At 64.6% G+C, this 14,660-nt stretch carries 11 protein-coding genes; 5 read left to right on the forward strand and 6 right to left on the reverse strand.

The features are described 5' to 3' along the window. Positions 1–108 precede the first annotated feature (108 nt). The 3 genes from ISP20_RS10315 to ISP20_RS10325 all read left to right on the forward strand — a co-directional run bounded on the left by ISP20_RS10315 (position 109) and on the right by ISP20_RS10325 (position 6,105). Entirely contained in the window at positions 109–900 is a 792-nt protein-coding gene (locus ISP20_RS10315) for an AMP nucleosidase (protein WP_204636013.1), read from the forward strand. Between the two features lie 355 nt (positions 901–1,255). Further along, the gene (locus ISP20_RS10320) at positions 1,256–4,210 is read left to right on the forward strand and encodes a TonB-dependent receptor plug domain-containing protein (protein WP_204636014.1); all 2,955 of its coding nucleotides are present in this window, start codon (positions 1,256–1,258) and stop codon (positions 4,208–4,210) included. A 65-nt stretch (positions 4,211–4,275) separates the two neighbouring features. Then, on the forward strand, positions 4,276–6,105 hold the full coding sequence (locus ISP20_RS10325; protein ID WP_204636015.1) for a tetratricopeptide repeat-containing sulfotransferase family protein: 1,830 nt from the start codon (positions 4,276–4,278) through the stop codon (positions 6,103–6,105). Positions 6,106–6,128: 23 nt separating this feature from the next. On the opposite strand, the gene ISP20_RS10330 is transcribed toward ISP20_RS10325, so the two are convergent. Both ISP20_RS10330 and ISP20_RS10335 read right to left on the reverse strand, forming a co-directional pair. Then, on the reverse strand, positions 6,129–7,706 hold the full coding sequence (locus ISP20_RS10330; RefSeq protein ID WP_204636016.1) for a tetratricopeptide repeat-containing sulfotransferase family protein: 1,578 nt from the start codon (positions 7,704–7,706) through the stop codon (positions 6,129–6,131). After that, positions 7,703–9,283 (reverse strand): tetratricopeptide repeat-containing sulfotransferase family protein, encoded by a 1,581-nt coding sequence (locus ISP20_RS10335; RefSeq protein WP_204636017.1) that lies wholly within the window; start codon positions 9,281–9,283, stop codon positions 7,703–7,705. The genes ISP20_RS10330 and ISP20_RS10335 overlap by 4 nt, the downstream gene beginning before the upstream one ends. A gap of 158 nt (positions 9,284–9,441) precedes the next feature. Here ISP20_RS10335 and ISP20_RS10340 point away from each other — a divergent pair, with 158 nt between their 5' ends. Further along, the gene (locus tag ISP20_RS10340) at positions 9,442–10,764 is read left to right on the forward strand and encodes an aspartyl/asparaginyl beta-hydroxylase domain-containing protein (protein WP_239535653.1); all 1,323 of its coding nucleotides are present in this window, start codon (positions 9,442–9,444) and stop codon (positions 10,762–10,764) included. 21 nt (positions 10,765–10,785) lie between these two features. Here the strand turns inward: ISP20_RS10340 and ISP20_RS10345 are convergent, their stop codons facing one another. Further along, positions 10,786–11,709, reverse strand: coding sequence for a sulfotransferase family protein (locus ISP20_RS10345; protein ID WP_204636018.1), 924 nt, complete (start codon positions 11,707–11,709; stop codon positions 10,786–10,788). Between the two features lie 195 nt (positions 11,710–11,904). On the opposite strand from ISP20_RS10345, the gene ISP20_RS10350 reads away from it, so the two are divergent. Continuing rightward, complete coding sequence (locus ISP20_RS10350; protein WP_204636019.1) at positions 11,905–12,867, forward strand: quinone oxidoreductase family protein; 963 nt, start codon at positions 11,905–11,907, stop codon at positions 12,865–12,867. A gap of 6 nt (positions 12,868–12,873) precedes the next feature. Here ISP20_RS10350 and ISP20_RS10355 read toward each other — a convergent pair whose 3' ends face one another. Genes ISP20_RS10355 through ISP20_RS10365 form a run of 3 tightly spaced genes read right to left on the reverse strand, consistent with a single transcriptional unit; the run spans position 12,874 to position 14,615 of the window. Then, complete coding sequence (locus ISP20_RS10355) at positions 12,874–13,785, reverse strand: ion channel (protein ID WP_204636020.1); 912 nt, start codon at positions 13,783–13,785, stop codon at positions 12,874–12,876. 54 nt (positions 13,786–13,839) lie between these two features. Continuing rightward, a complete protein-coding gene (locus ISP20_RS10360) occupies positions 13,840–14,346 on the reverse strand; it encodes a M48 metallopeptidase family protein (protein ID WP_204636021.1) in 507 nt (168 codons plus the stop codon). Next, complete coding sequence (locus ISP20_RS10365; protein WP_204636022.1) at positions 14,343–14,615, reverse strand: hypothetical protein; 273 nt, start codon at positions 14,613–14,615, stop codon at positions 14,343–14,345. The genes ISP20_RS10360 and ISP20_RS10365 overlap by 4 nt, the downstream gene beginning before the upstream one ends. Positions 14,616–14,660 lie beyond the last annotated feature (45 nt).

Genomic DNA, 14,660 nt, shown 5'->3' on the forward strand with positions numbered 1-14,660 from the left:
AGCAAGTGGCCCCGACCCGTTAAGATGTCGCCACTGATCTGGCATCTTGCCGGCGTGGCGTCGCCGGTAACGCGTGAGGGAACCTTGCGCCGACCTCAAGGGGTCTCAATGAAAGACAAGCAGGAGATCGTCTCCAACTGGCTGCCGCGCTATACCGGCACGCCTGTGGAGGAGTTTGGCCAGCACATTCTGCTGACCAATTTCGGACATTACGTAGACCTCTTCGCCGAGTGGCATGGCGTGGAAGTGCGCGGCCGCGACCGGCCCATGCCCAATGCGACCGCCGACGGCATCACCCTGATCAACTTCGGCATGGGCAGCCCCAACGCGGCCACCGTGATGGATCTGCTCAGCGCCATCCAGCCCAAGGCCGCGCTGTTCCTGGGCAAGTGCGGCGGACTCAAGAAGAAGAACGCCATCGGCGACCTGGTGCTGCCGATCGCGGCGATCCGCGGCGAGGGCACCTCCAACGACTATCTGTTGCCGGAGGTACCGGCGTTGCCGGCGTTCCAGCTGCAGCGCGGCGTGTCGACCATGATCCGCGACCTGGGCTACGACTACTGGACCGGCACGGTGTACACCACCAACCGCCGCGTCTGGGAGCACGACGACGCCTTCAAGGACTACCTGCGCCGTACCCGCTGCATGGCCATCGACATGGAGACGGCCACCATCTTCGCGGCGGGCTTCGCCAACAAGATCCCCTGTGGGGCCCTGCTGTTGGTCTCGGACCAGCCGATGATCCCCGAGGGCGTTAAGACGGAATTAAGCGACCGCAGCGTGACCACTCAGTTCGTGGAGCGCCACATCCGCATCGGCATCGAGGCACTGAAACTGGTGCGCCGCAGGGGACGCAGCGTCAAGCACCTGCGTTTCGAGAGCGACACCGGGGCGGAATGAAACACCGGCAAATCAGGGGCCTGGCGAGGCGCGATGCGGCTTGCCAGGCTTTTTTTCACCCTGACTTCACCCCGCTTGAACGATGTTCGTGGCGCCGCAGCAGAGGCTGACTGGCCGATTCAGTGCCCTCAGGGCCAGGGTGTTCCGCAAAAAAATACGATTGTTGTCGCGACAAGTTGTTTTTTTGTCGTATAGATTTTATTGACTATCTGTAAGTAAAGCGTGATAAATGCCGAGCGCTGTGGACTGCTCTTTTGTGGGTCTACGCCTAAGTTGTTTGGGTGACTCGGGCGCGGGTTTGAGGCGGGGAAATCTTTCAAACCCAGTCAATATAAATAATCGGGAGGGTGTTCTCATGAAGTTCGGGGAAAATAAACTGTGCACGTCGGTGCGCCTGGCGCTGTCGCTGGGCATGCTCACAGCTAGCGCCTACGGCACTGCAGCTTTCGCGCAGGATGCGCAGACCACTACGCCGGCACCGGCTGCCGACCAGTCCAAGAGCAAGACGCTCGAAACGGTCACCGTGACCGGTTCGCTGATTCGTCGTGTGGACGTCGAGACGGCCAGCCCGGTCGTGACCATCGACCGCGCCGCCATCCAGGCGACCGGCAAGGCGACGCTGGGCGACCTGATCCAGCAGCTGCCCGCGATGAGCGGCGGCAACGTCAACCCGCAGACCAACAACGGTGGCGGCAGCGGCGTGTCCTCGATCAACCTGCGCGGTCTGGGTGCTCGCCGTACCTTGATCCTCGTGGATGGCCAGCGTCTGCTGAGCAAGGATCCGAACGCGATCCCGGTCGATGCCATCGAGCGCATCGAAGTGCTGCCGTCGGGTGCTTCGGCTACCTACGGTTCGGACGCCATCGGCGGCGTCGTGAACTTCATCCTGCGTAAGAACTACCAGGGTGCCACCTTCACTGCGAACGTCGGCCAGTCCGACCGCAACGATGGTGAGCAGAGCGGTTACACGTTCACGTTCGGCCAGACGTCCGATAAGGGCAGCATCATGGCCGGCATCAGCTACAACAAGATGGACGGCGTGGAGTCGGCCAACCGCGACTTCTCCAAGAATGCGTTGACGCTGTCGGGCTCGCAGGTGATTCCGGGCGGTTCGTCCAGCACGCCGTATGGCCATATCCAGGCTTCGCCGGCCATCCTCTCCCTGTTCCCCGGCGGTTGCGCAGACGCACCTGCGAAGGGCTATATCACCCTCAATCCGGGTGGCAATGCGACGCAGGTCAATCCGTCGAACTATCATTGCTATAGCAACGCCGACAAGTACAACTATGCGACGGTCAATCTGATCATGACCCCGCAGGAGCGCACTGGCGGCTTCATCAACGGCGACTACCACCTGGGCGATCATGTCACCGCCTACATGGACGCCGTCTACCAGAAGACCTCGTCCAACTTCCAGCTTGCACCGGCCGTGTACGGCACCGGTACGGGCGTGGTGGTGGCTGCGGACAACGCTTTCAACGGCTTCGGCCAGACCTTCCAGTCTCCGCGCCAAGATGCTGCCGACCTCAACTTTGGCTCGCGTCTGGACACCGCCGGTAACCGCATTGCCTTCTCGGGTCGTCAGGACGCGCAGATCAACACCGGCTTCCGCGGCGATTTCAACGTCTTCGACAAGAACTGGAACTGGGACGTCGGCTTCAACTACGGTCACCAGAGCATCTCGCTGGCGACCACCGGTCTGCCGGACCAGAGCAAGCTGTACACCGGTCCGTCGACGCTGAATCCCGATGGCACGGCGAGCTGCCCGGCTGGCGTCGATCCGGTGGCCTGCCAGTTCAACCCGTTCGACATCCATTCGGCGGGCAGCATTGCCGCCATCAAGGCGGCCGCATCGACGGCACCGTCCACGCTTTACAGCATCCAGAAGGTCTGGCACGCCGGCCTGAGCGGTGAGCTGTTCAGCCTGCCGGCCGGTGCCGTGCAGCTGGCTGGTGGTTTCGAGTGGCGCAAGGACTACACCCACACCATCCCGTCGCCGCAGTTGGTGATCGATCCGACCACCGGTAGCTGCGTACTGGGCAGCCAGTGCTTGAGCGCCGTGCAGGGTGGCTACACCACCAAGGATCTGTACGCGGAAACCTTCATTCCGGTCCTCGCCGGTCTGCCGGGCGTGCAGTCGCTGAACGTGACCATCGGTGACCGCTTCTCGCGCATCTCCGGTTTCGGCAGCACCAACAACTTCAAGTTCGCGGTCGAGTACAAGCCGATCGACGACCTGTTGCTGCGTGGCACGATGGAAGAAGTGTTCCGCGCCCCGAACCTGACCGAGCTGTATTCGTCCGGTTCCGACGCGCCGCTGATCCACACCGATCCGTGTACCGGCTACCGCGGTGCACCGGCAGGCTCGCCGCTGGCATTGGCTTGCGTCAATGTCCCGACCGACGGTACGTTCACGAACTCGTTCGTGGATTCCCGCACGCAGGCCGGCACGATCACCCAGGGTGCCTACGTGGCTGGCGCGCCGATCAAGCCAGAACATGGCAAGTCGTATGACTTCGGCTTCGTGTACAGCCCGTCGTACGTCCCGGGCCTGTCGGCCACGGTCGACTACTGGCGCGTGAACCTCAACGACACCATCACCACGGTGGGTCTGCAGAGCCTGCTGAACGTCTGCGCGGCGGGTGCCACGCAGTACTGCCGCTACATCCAGCGTGATGCCACCGGCCAGATCGCGCCGAACACGATCGAACCGATCACCAACCTGGGCACGATCAATACGGCCGGTATCGACTTCTCGGCGAACTACAAGTTGCCGCAGTTCTCGTTTGGTCAGTTCAACATCGGCATGACTGCCACGTACCTGAACTACTACAACCAGATCACGGCGCCGGGTGTTGCCGACGCGGACATCTACAAGAACGCCGGTCACCTGCTGCCGTACGGCTCGGGCGCTTCGGCGGCTTGTCCGGATAACTCCGGCGTCTGCTTGTTCCCGCGCTGGCGTGGTCAGGGCTTCGTGGATTGGCAGGCCGGTGGTTGGAGTGCCCAGTGGCGCATGCGCTACATCGGTCGCTTCCAGAACGGTGCCGCGACCGGTTCGCCGCAGGACAGCTTCCCGGATGGCAATTCGGGCACGATCCTGAAGTATGGCGCGACGGTCTACAACGACGTGTCGATCGGCTACAACCTGGCCCTGATCAACACCCGTCTGGACTTCGGCGTGAACAACCTGTTCGACAAGCAGCCGCCTATGCTGTACGCGAACAATACGCTCAACGCCAATACCGACCCGAGCGACTTCGATCTGATGGGCCGCTACTGGTGGGCTCGTGTGACGGTCAAGTTCTAAGTTTGAGTTAAAGCGTTAACCTTAGGGCCGCGTGACAATTCACGCGGCCCTTTTTTGTGACCCTAATGACCTCAGTGCAAACGACACAGATAGCTGCCGCCCTTCAGGCCGGCGATCCCGGCCGCGCCGAACAATTGAGTCGAGCTGCCCTGGAGCAGTCCCCGCAGGACGAAAACCTGCTGTTCCTGTTGGCGATCAGCCTGCATTTCCAGCAGCGTCCCCAGGAGGCCCTGCCGGTCTATGCGCAATTGACCCGTCTGCAGCCCGGCAGCAGCGAGTATTGGAACAACTATGCGACGGCGTTGGCCGGAGCGGGCGAGCTGGATGCCGCCCAGCAAGCCTATGCCCGCGCGGTCGAATTGAATCCCGGCAACGTTCTGGCCATAGCGCAGCTCGGATCGACCCTGATGCGCAAGCGCGACTATCTGGCCTCGCGCGAGCTGCTGCTCGATGCGGTGCAGAAGCATCCCGAATCGTTGCGCTTGCGCGTCGATGCGGCGCGCGCGTGCTGTTGCTCCCAGGATTTCGAGGGCGCTTCCGACCTGCTTAGGTACTGGCGCCGCAGCGTGCCGTTGAACGACGACCCGCTGCAGTTGGAGTTGGCCCAGGTACTGATCCAGAACAACGAGATTCCGGATGCGACCGAGCTGCTCGAGGATATGCTGTACCGCTCGCCAGGTCATCCGGAAGTTCGCCTGCAGCTTGCGCACATCTATGAGCGTCGCAACCGGCTGAACGATGCCGCGGCCATGCTTCCTGCGGTCATGCAGGCCGGGAGTGGAAGCTCCGTCGGCCAGCGCAACAAGGCCGTGCATATCCAGGCCACGCTCGCCATGCGCGCCAAGGAGCCGGCGGTTGCGAGGGATTTGCTAGTGCAAGCAGGGCCGGAGTCGGACGCTGACTACAACCATTATTTCCAGCTGGCGTCGGCCTTCGACAAGCTCGGTGATAGGCAGGCGACCATGGATGCCCTGCGCGTTGCGCACGAGCTGGAGACCGTCGAGCGTCGCTACGACTCACCCGAATTCTTTGCGCCAGACGCTCCCGCCATGCCCATCAAGGCGCCCCGCGTCACCGCGGAGCAGTTCGCACACTGGCCTCAGTACATCGCGCCGGAGATGCAGGACTCGCCGATCTTCGTGGTCGGCTTTCCGCGCTCGGGCACGACCCTGCTCGAGCAGATGCTGGACGCGCATCCGTCACTGCAGTCGATGGACGAGAATCCGTTCTTCAATCGGCTTTCGGGCATCCTGGGCCAGCACGATCAACGCATCCTGGACGACCTCAGCGTGCTGCGGCAGTACGATTGCGACGAACTGCGCAAGCGCTACAACACCATGGTCGACGAGCGCATCAAGCGGGACTGGAACACCCGGCTGGTCGACAAGAATCCGTTGAACATGCTGTGGCTGCCGATCATGGTTCGCCTGTTCCCGGCATCGAAGTTCATCCTGGCCGTGCGTCATCCCTGCGATGTGATCCTGAGTTGCTACATGCAGAGCTTTCGCTCCAGCGCGCTTGCTGCCGCTGGCAGCACGCTCGAGCGCCTGGCGCATGCCTACGTACAGGTCATGCAGTCGTGGTTGAGCGATGTGGATGTACTGCAGCCGTCGGTGCTGGTATCGCGCTACGAAGACCTTGTCGACGATCCCGCGCGCCAGGCGGCGCGGATCGCGCAATTCCTGGAACTGGAGGATGCGTCGCCGATGCTGCAGTTCGACCGGCATGCGCGCAGCAAGGCTTATATCGGCACGCCCAGCTATGCGCAGGTGATCGAGCCGGTGAACCGTAAGGCGGTGGGGCGCTGGCACAAGTACCGCAGCGAGATGGAACCGCTGCTGCCGATCCTCGAACCGATGCTCCGCCACTGGGGATACGACGCGTCAGGCACCTGACGCGTTGTCGACATCCGGAGCGTTCAATGCTCCGGGATGTCGAGCAGTTCCGGCAGATAGGGGGCGTACTGACGCCAGCGGCCTGCCGAATGCGTGTAGATGGGTTGACGCGCCTGCCATGCGCTGGCGGTTGCGATGACACTCCCGGTGTCCATCGGTGGAGTTGCCGATTGCGATGGCACGCCCAGCCAATCGCACAGCGCGTTGACCGTCGTCTCCGGTTCGCCGACCAACTGCTCATAGGCGACGGTGCGAAACGCGTGCGGATAACGCGCCTGCCAATGCACGGCCAGCTGGCGACAGCCCCGGATCACCGCGTTGATGTCGCCCAAGTCATAGGCATAGTCATGGGCTGGGTCATGGAACGACTGCGACCACAGGGAGAGAGCCGTATCGCGGGCGTTTCGCTGGCAATGGACAATCCGCGCATGCGGCCATAGCGCCATGATCAGATCGACACGCAGCAGGTTGAGCGGCTGCTTGTCGATGATCCAGCCGGCGTCGCCGTCGTCCTGGCGCAGCTGCCGCGCCAACGCCTGCGCCGCCTCTTCGAGATCCTCGCGACGCAGGGGCACCCTATGGGAAAGACGCTCCTCCCACACCTGCAGCCAGCCCAGCTCGCCGCGGTTGCGCATGCCGGCATGATCGGCGAGCCGTTTCGCCACGAGGGTGGTGCCGGAACGCGGCACGCCGACCACGAAGACAGGCGTCCAGTCGATCGAAGCCGGCAGACGGATGCTCGGCGGCGGCGCGGCCAGCCGTGCCTGGATGTTGCGTTTCCACAGCTTGCGCGACCAGCTGGCGTGCGCGTGCCCCATGGCGTTCGCCTGGCGCAGATACGCCGCGGCGCTGGCGTAGTCGCCGACGTCGTCGCTGGCCTTGCCCAACGCAAACAGCGTTGATCGCCGCGTGTAGTCGGTGATTCCCGGATCGGCAAGCACCTCGCGAAAGAACGAAAAATCCGCGTGGCTGGCGTTCTCGTAGCGCTGCAGCCCGGCCAGGCCAAGCGGGATGTTCCACTCGACGGCAGCAGGTTCCTGTGCCAGCGCGCGCGCATAGTGATCACGCGTCCGTTCGAAATGGCCGAGCTGGATGCCCAGCATCCCGGCGTAGGCATGCAGACGTGGATCGTCGGCGCCCGCATCGATGGCGTTTTCGCAAATCGCAAACGCTTCGTTCTGGCGTCCATAGTCGTCGAGCGTCTCGACCGCCCGGATGATGTCGGCGACATCGTGCTCGCCGTTCGCATATGCCGAAAGCAGAACCTGGCCGGCGGCCGTGAGGCGCCCATGTTCACGCAGAAACGAAGCGAGCAGAAAGGCCATGCCGACGTTGCCAGGATGTGCCGCCAACCCATCGCGCAGCAGCTGTTCTGCACGGAGGGACTCGCCGGTTTGCCACAGCAGTCCCGCCAATCCGAGCCTGATATCGCCCGAATCAGGAAAACGCGTCGCGGCTGCGTCGAATACGGCGAGCGCGCCCGCCATGTCCGAGCGCAGTGTCAGTGAGCGCCCCTGCGCCAGCCATTCGCTCTCGGGCTGCGACTCCAGCGCCGAGAGCAAAGCCAGCACCTCCCTGGAGGGCGTAGCGCCAGGCGTCATTCGCTATAAGCCGGCAAACCCAGTGCGGCACGCAGCGGATTCAACAGGGCGCCGTAGCGTTGCGAGCGCGCGGTGTCCTTTCGCATCGGCTGGCGCACTTGCGTGGCGCTGGGCGAACGCACCGTGCGCTGGTTTTCGTGGAAGTTCACGCAGGCCTCCTCAAACGGCAATCCGCAGAACGCCAGCAATTGCCGGATATGCGGTTCCGGATCGGCCACCATCGCCTCATAGCTGTGTTCGCGCACATGCCCGGGGTGCAGTGTCGCCAGCCGGGAGACGTTCTGGTCGAAGTCGTGCCAGAAGCTGGCCAGTGCCTCGAAACTGCGGCTGTAGCCGCTGCTGGCATCCAGTGGCTGGCGATAGCAGGAGAAACAGGTCTCCAGCGGATCGCGCCGCACCACGACGATGCGCGCGCCCGGCAGCATGGCGCGGATCGCGCCGAGATAAATCCAGTTGTTCGGCAACTTGTCGGTGAACACGGGGCGCTCACTGCGCCAGCGCGCCGTGCGTTCGAGATAGCGCTGGCCCAGTCGCTGCCAGTCCGCGGGTGTCGCCTCGCGCGCCCATTGAGGAATCGGCTTGCCACCGAGCCGGTGGGTTTCCTCGGCCAGCACTTGCGGGAGATCCGGCAATTCGCCCGCACCTTCCACTTGGGAATGCGAGGCGAGGATCTGCTCCACCAGGGTCGAGCCCGAACGTGGCAGGCTGACGATGAAGATCACCTCGCTACCCAACGGAGCGGGGCTGCCCACCGGGGGCGGCACGAACGCATCGGCAACGCTCTTCACGCCGGCCGAGAAGCGTTTGGCGTCCCATGCCTGATAGCGTTGCGCGGTCGCATTGGCGGTGGCCAGGGCTTGCAGCGACTGTGCGTAGCTGCCCTCGTCGTCGAAGGCCTTGGCGAGCGCAAAGCCGATCGCGATGCGGTCGTTCTCGTTCGCGTCCGATCGCTTCAGTGCCGCCTGCATCTGCGCGATGTCGTTCGCATCGAAGCGCTGCGTGCGCAGATCCGCCAGCCCCCACCAGGCGAGTCCGAAGGTGGGCCGTACCGAGAGCAGGCGGCGATATTCCGCAGCGGCCGCTTCCACCTGTCCGCGCGTACGCAGCAGGTCGGCGAGCAGCGCGCGTGCGCCGATATGGTCGGGTGCCAGCGTCACCGCCCGCTGGAGTGCTTCCGTGGCCTCTTCGTTGCGCACCGACTTGGTGAGCATGACGCCGAGGTTGTACCAGGCCATCGCCAGCTTCGGATCGAGTTCGCAGGTGCGGCGCAGCGCGCGGATCGCGCCTTCGTAGTCGCCCGCCGTGCCCAGCAGCGAACCGAGCGTGTTGTGGTACAGCGCGTCCTGCGGACGCTGCACAAGCGCGTGCTGCATCAGGCGCACGGCGTCGTGGTGCTGTCCGCGCAGGCTGAGGATGCCGGCTTTCATGCGCAGGACTTCGGGATGATTGGGGTACGCCGTGAGCACGCGTTCGAGCTGGCGGTCGGCCTCGTCGGCACGCCCGGCATCCAGCGCCTGCGCGGCGATCATCACTTGTTGGGTGGCCGTAGGTCCCAGCCCTTGCAGTCGCGAATTCATCAGTGGCCCAATCCGGGGAAGGACTACCGCGACGCGGCTTCCCGGTCACGGAAAAGCGCGCGCGGCCCGTCGAAACGCGTCTATTATGCCCATATGCGCCGTGGTGGGGACCGCGGTGCCGGATCGAATACACGATGTCGCAAGCGGCGGGAGCAACGATGAATAGTGGGGTGGGATTGACGGTGTCGGCGCTGCGCGAGATGGCGCTCAACGGATTGCGACAGGGAGATGCCGCGCAGGCCGAGCAGTGCTTCGTGCGCTTGCTGGAGCAGCAGCCGGACGACGCCGAGGCCCTGCAGTTCGTGGCCAGCCGCCATCTGGTGCGGGGAGATGCAAGCCGCGCGCTGGTCATGCTGAGCGCGGCCGTGAAGGCGCATCCGGATCATCCGGACCTGCTGCATCAGCTTGGCGTGGTGCAGACCGTGGCAGGCGACCTGGCCGGCGCCGCCAGCAGCCTGCGGCGCTGTGTGGACATCGCGCCGAACATGTTCGTGGCGCGGCTGCGCCTTGGCATCACGCTGGAGCAGCTGGGCGACATGCATCGCGCCCTGCTGGCCTATTTCGGCGCCGTCAATGCCGCGCAGGCCGAAGGTCGCTGGATGAGCGACGCGACCACCGCTCCCGGCCTTCGCCAGTCGGTGCAGCACGCGATGCGGTTCATCGACGCGGGCCGACGCCGCACTTTCGACGCGGTGCTCGAGCCGCTGCGTGAGCGTCATGGACGCAGCGAGCTCGCGCGCGTGGAAGATTGTTTGGCCGTCTATCTGGGCGAGCGTCAGGCCCAGATGCCCGATCCCCGGCAACGACCGAAGTTCCTCTATTTCCCCGGCGTGCCCAGCCAACCGTACTACGGCAGAGAGCGCTTTCCCTGGCAGGCCGAACTGGAGGAGGCCACGGAGGTCATTCGCGAGGAACTGCTCTCCGTGCTGGCGGAAAACCAGCCGTTGCTGCCGTTTCTCGGGGAGCAAAGCGCGGAAGAACTCAAAGGTCATCTGCGTTCCTCGGGAACGCAACAGGCCGGCTGGGACGCGTACTTTTTCTACCGTCACGGCGACCGCTTCGACGAGCACCATCGTCGTTGCCCGCGTACGTCCGCGGTGCTGGAGCACGTCCCGCTGGTGCGCATCCGCGATCATGCGCCGGAGACGCTGTTCTCCGTGTTGCGTCCCGGTACCCACATCCTGCCCCACCGTGGCGTGACCAACACGCGACTGGTCACGCACTTGCCGCTGATCGTGCCGCCCGACTGTGCCATCAACGTGGGCGGCGAGCTGCACGAATGGCAGGAAGGCCGCTGCGTCTCGTTCGACGACACCTTCGAACACGAGGCGTGGAATCGCAGCGACCGCACGCGCGTGGTGGTGATTCTGGACAGCTGGAACCCCGACCTGACCGAGGTCGAGCGCGTCGCCGTGACCGAGCTGGTCGAGGCCATCGGCGATTTCAACCGGGCCAGTGAAGTGGCAGTGCCGATGGGCTGACACGCCCAGCTTGGCGGTGCGCTAACCGACGCTGGCCGCCTGGGTGTTGTCGTAGATCCTGCGGACGCGTGGGGAAGGGCGGGCGCGTACCGCCTGGCATTGCGCGCGCAGGTCCTCGTACGAAGCGAGGCGGCCGCGCAGCCAGCGCTGCATTTGCGGGCCGAACAGGCCGTCCACCTTGCGATCGGCCTCGCGGATCTGTCCCTGGATGGCCGACACCTTCCACGGTTCGTCGGACAGGTTGGCGATCGACTGCTGGCAGGCGTTGTCCAGCGGTGCGTCCGGCGGCAGATCGAGGAAGGCGCACAGGCGCGCCCATTCGATATCCGGCTGGCTCACCAAGTCCTCGAGGAACACGAAGTGGTGATTGGCCCGGCCGATGTGCTGGCTGTGGATGTTCATGGCGCGGTTCCAGCGGCGCGCCCAGTGCACGGTGCCGCCGCCGAAGGCCTCGTCGTTCTCGAAACGCAGGTAGACGTCGGCCAGCGAGGCCAGCACATCCATGCCTCGGCGCACCACGTGCACAAAGCGCGCGTCAGGCGCCAGTGCCTCGATCTCGGGGATATAGAGCAGGTGGTTGGGCGTCTTTTCCAGCCACATCGAACGCCCGGCGGCCGCGGCAGAACGATCGAGCAGGGCCAGGAACCGCCCGGACAGGGTGCGCCAATGGTAAGCGGAGGGCATCGGTGGGCGGGCACCGGCCAACTGCATGTGCAGCGCGGCGAAGACGTCACGGATGTGGCGGCGGGTCAGGCCCAACGATTGGCGCCAGCGGCGGCGACGAGGCTGCACCCGGGCATCGCCCCAGCGCCAGGCCAGATCGCCGTGCAACTGTTCGAAAAAGGCGGTTTCCGGCAGCGTGTAGACCGCAGGATGTCGCGCCAGCAAAGCCTGGACGATGGTGGTCCCGGAACGTGGACAACCCACGACAAACGTTCGCCGCATGGCGCTGTCTCCCCCAAACAATGGCCCGACCTAATGGCCAGTGACGGTGATTAACGCGTGATTTCGCGTTGCGTTGACTAAAAATACAGCTTCTCGTAAGGAAAAGGGACCGTTCGTCACATTTTTTTGCTGTACCGCCCGAGCCGGGGCAGCCAAACCTGTCATTCTCTCGACGCCTCGACCCGGACCCGCCTCATGCACGCACTCACTTTCGACCGCTTTGGCCCTGCCGACGTGCTGCGCTGGACCGAGCGTCCCGACCCGCAGCCGGGCCCGGGCCAAGTGCTGGTGCGGATGCAGAGCGTCGGCCTGAACTTTGCCGACGTGTACCGGCGCAACGGCAACTACCACCTCAGCGGCACGGCGCCCTGGGTGTTGGGCTACGAAGGTGCCGGCGTGGTCGAACTGCCGGTGGCCGGCGACAGCCAGTTCCCGGCGGGCAGGCGCGTGGGCTTCGCCGACATGGCTCATGCCAATGCCGAACTGGTGGCCGTGGATCGCGATCGCCTGATCCCGCTGCCGGACGATATCGATGCCGACACGGCTGCCGCCGTCCTGCTGCAAGGCCTGACCGCGCAATACCTCGTCTCGGACAGCTTCGTCGTGCGTGCCGGCGACGTGGCGGTGGTGCACGCGGCGGCCGGTGGCGTGGGCCTGCTGCTCGTGCAGATGCTCAAGGCGCTGGGCGCGGTGGTGCTGGGCATCGCGTCCAGCGAAAGCAAGCGCGACGCCGTGATCGCCGCGGGCGCCGATGTGGCCGTGGGTTACCAGGACTGGGTGGAAGCCACCCGCGCGCTCACCGGCGGGCATGGCGCGAACGTGGTCTACGATTCGGTCGGCCGGACCCTGGCGGACAGCCTTGCCGCTGCCCGCATCGGCGGCACCGTGGTGTTCTACGGCATGGCGGCGGGCGATCCGGACCCGGTCGATCCGCGCCTGCTGATGGATCGCTCGCTCACCTTGACCGGTGGCGACCTGTGGAATGTGCTCACCGGCCCGGAAGCGCGCCGCGAACGGGCGGCGGCGCTGTTCCAGCAGATCAGGCAGGGCACGCTGAAGCCGCAGATCGCTGCGCGCTTCCCGCTGCGCGAGGGTGCGGCTGCGCATGCCTTCCTGGAAAGCCGCGCGGCCATCGGCAAGGTGCTGCTTACGCTTTGAGCAGTGTCAGAAGCGCTCGCTGTCCTCGTTTTCCTGCACCGGCAGCACATGATGGAACACGCCGTAGTCGATGTGGCTGACGCCCTGTTCGTCGTCGTGCACCAGATCGATGTAGCGGTGGTTCCAGCGCCACTCGCGATGACTCCATTGGCGCCGCGCCAGCATGGATTGCGAAGTGGTTTCGTCGATGCCTTCGATGCAGAGCATCAGCGTGGCTTCGGTACTGGCCAGTTCCTCGCGGCTCAGCCCGTGCAGCGGACTGCTCTCGTCGATGATGTGCATCAGGCTCCAGCTCAGCGTGAACACCGGATGCCGGTCGCGCATCAGCTTGAGGTCGTGGATACGCCGCAGGCGAAAACCTTCGGGTGAGGTTTCGCGCAGCAGCAGGTGCAGTTTGGCCGAGGCTTCGGCAATCACGTTCTGCCGTGCGTTGGCCGCGCGTATCATCAGCGTGTGCTTGCCATGCACCAGGTGAATCACCGGATGATCGGCAAACAGCATCTTGGCGCGCGGACGCGAAAAGCGCGAAAACACCAGGCCGGTGACCAGGGCGATGCTCAACATGCCGGCGAAGATCTCGGCCGTCGCCACGATGTGCGCGTACAGCGTCTGTGGGTGCATGTCGCCATAGCCCACGGTGGCCAGGGTTTCCACGCTGAAGAAGAAAGCGCCGGCGAAATTGCGCGGAAACTGGTTGGCGATGGCGTGGTCGCCCAGCTGGTAAAGCGCGGCGAACACGGTGTTGAGCGCCAGGAAACCGGCCGCCGCGAGCCCGAAAAAGGTCGGCCAGCGGATGGTCAGCGCGAAGTGGTAGATGTCGTCCCAGATGCGTTGCGTCAGGCCCTCGCTGACGAACGGGCGGCCACCGATCTGGATGGTGCGAGGGCGGTTGAGCCACTGTTGGAACCGAGCGCGCATGGAGCGATTCCGAGCGGGTGAGGGGCGTGGCGATTCTATCGCGGCACGCGGGGATCACGCGGAGCGTGTGGCCTGCAGGTCGCGCCAGGTCAGGTACAGGCGCAGATCGAGTTCCTGCTGGTGATAGTCTGGCTGCATGTATTCGCACAACTGGTAGAACGCCTTGTTGTGCTCGGCCTCCTTCAGGTGCGCCAGTTCGTGCACCACGATCATCTTCAGGAATTCCGGCGGCGTATCGCGAAACAGAGCGGCGATGCGGATTTCCTTGCGCGCCTTCAGGCGGCTGCCGTGCACATGCGAAATGGCCGTGTGCAGGCCCAGCGCCTTGCCGATCACGTCCAGTTTGCTGTCGTACCACACGCGGTCGATGCCCGGCGCATTGCGCAGGTGTTGCTGGCGCAAGGCATTGGTATAGGCATACAGCGCCTTGTCGCTCTGCACCTCGTGGCGGCCGGGATGGCGCTTTTCCAGATACGCACCGAGCTCGTCGCGTTCGATCAGCAGACGAACCTTGTCCAGCAGGGCCGGCGGATAACCGCCGAGGTACTTCAGTGCGGTCATGCCGCAGGCGGTTCGTCGTCGAAGCCGGTATAGCCTTCCGGGAACACCGGGGTGCCGTCCTCTTCCAGCGATTCGATCGCGGCGAGCGCCTTGTCGGCCGCTTCTTCAGCCTGCGCCTGCTCGCGGAAACTGCGGTTCTCGCAGATCGCGAAATACACCGGGAAACCGCTGCGTCCGCGGGGCGTGACCACGATGCAGGCGGTGAAGCGCGAACCCTCGGCAACCGCCGTGGTGTGGACCGAGTAGTGGTCGAAGAGGCGTTCGGTCATGTCGATGTTCCACGGAGTAGGGCCGCCATTTTAACCGGGTGGCTG

It is taken from the genome of Dyella kyungheensis (assembly GCF_016905005.1).
Lineage (GTDB): Bacteria > Pseudomonadota > Gammaproteobacteria > Xanthomonadales > Rhodanobacteraceae > Dyella > Dyella kyungheensis.

Bases quoted from the DNA above. Each gene is read 5' to 3' on its own strand.
- ISP20_RS10315 (WP_204636013.1), top strand. From the start codon at position 109: ATGAAAGACAAGCAGGAGATCGTCTCCAACTGGCTGCCGCGCTATACC.
- ISP20_RS10320 (WP_204636014.1), top strand. From the start codon at position 1,256: ATGAAGTTCGGGGAAAATAAACTGTGCACGTCGGTGCGCCTGGCGCTG.
- ISP20_RS10325 (WP_204636015.1), top strand. From the start codon at position 4,276: ATGACCTCAGTGCAAACGACACAGATAGCTGCCGCCCTTCAGGCCGGC.
- ISP20_RS10330 (WP_204636016.1), bottom strand. From the start codon at position 7,706: ATGACGCCTGGCGCTACGCCCTCCAGGGAGGTGCTGGCTTTGCTCTCG.
- ISP20_RS10335 (WP_204636017.1), bottom strand. From the start codon at position 9,283: ATGAATTCGCGACTGCAAGGGCTGGGACCTACGGCCACCCAACAAGTG.
- ISP20_RS10340 (WP_239535653.1), top strand. From the start codon at position 9,442: ATGAATAGTGGGGTGGGATTGACGGTGTCGGCGCTGCGCGAGATGGCG.
- ISP20_RS10345 (WP_204636018.1), bottom strand. From the start codon at position 11,709: ATGCGGCGAACGTTTGTCGTGGGTTGTCCACGTTCCGGGACCACCATC.
- ISP20_RS10350 (WP_204636019.1), top strand. From the start codon at position 11,905: ATGCACGCACTCACTTTCGACCGCTTTGGCCCTGCCGACGTGCTGCGC.
- ISP20_RS10355 (WP_204636020.1), bottom strand. From the start codon at position 13,785: ATGCGCGCTCGGTTCCAACAGTGGCTCAACCGCCCTCGCACCATCCAG.
- ISP20_RS10360 (WP_204636021.1), bottom strand. From the start codon at position 14,346: ATGACCGCACTGAAGTACCTCGGCGGTTATCCGCCGGCCCTGCTGGAC.
- ISP20_RS10365 (WP_204636022.1), bottom strand. From the start codon at position 14,615: ATGACCGAACGCCTCTTCGACCACTACTCGGTCCACACCACGGCGGTT.